Annotated in this window: 1 protein-coding gene; it reads right to left on the bottom strand. The window is 54.3% G+C overall.

Translation table 11 applies throughout. The features are described from left to right. A partial coding sequence (locus tag FN960_RS24605) for a GTP-binding protein (protein WP_260682109.1) occupies positions 1–245 on the bottom strand: 245 nt, incomplete at its 3' end. Positions 246–247: the final 2 nt, after the last annotated feature.

Raw genomic sequence — 247 nt, 5'->3', positions numbered from 1 at the left:
ATCTGAGCAGCACCGGTGATCATGTTTTTAACATAGTCGGCGTGCCCCGGGCAGTCTACGTGTGCGTAGTGACGGGTCGGGGTGTCGTATTCAACGTGAGAAGTGTTGATGGTGATACCACGAGCTTTTTCTTCCGGCGCGTTATCGATCTGGTCGAATGCGCGAGCAGCACCGCCGTAGGTTTTAGCCAGTACGGTAGTGATTGCAGCGGTCAGCGTTGTTTTACCATGGTCAACGTGGCCGATAG

Origin of the sequence: Alkalicoccobacillus porphyridii, assembly GCF_007293315.1 — a bacterium.
In the GTDB taxonomy this organism is placed as follows: domain Bacteria; phylum Bacillota; class Bacilli; order Bacillales; family Bacillaceae_D; genus Alkalicoccobacillus; species Alkalicoccobacillus porphyridii.
The sequence above is the reverse complement of the archived record's forward strand: the minus strand, read 5'-3'. Positions and strand labels throughout refer to the sequence as shown.